The sequence below is a fragment of the Halorubrum sp. SS7 genome, from assembly GCF_005435055.1.
GTDB lineage: Archaea > Halobacteriota > Halobacteria > Halobacteriales > Haloferacaceae > Halorubrum > Halorubrum salinarum.
The window spans coordinates 1-207 of the sequence record NZ_SGXV01000839.1 but is presented as its reverse complement, the minus strand read 5'-3'; the positions used below and the strand labels follow the sequence as shown (position 1 = coordinate 207).

Below are 207 nucleotides of genomic sequence, written 5' to 3'. Positions count from 1 at the left end.
ATGGACGCTCTGGTGCTCGTGTTGGTGAACACCGACTCGCTGCGCGACCGCGAGTTCGGCACCCTGATGGACGCCGCCGGCGGGACCTTACAGTTCTCCTGGGAGAGCGGCGGGTCACAGCGCGCTCGGACCATGTTCGTCCGGGAGTTCCGCGGCGTGCTCTCGCAGCTGGAGGCCGAGAACATCGTCCGCTTCGAGACCGAGATC

At 66.7% G+C, this 207-nt stretch carries 1 pseudogene; it reads left to right on the top strand.

What is annotated here, in order from left to right:
• Window positions 1-207: pseudogene (locus tag EXE44_RS20075) on the top strand (HTR-like protein); the annotation flags it as partial.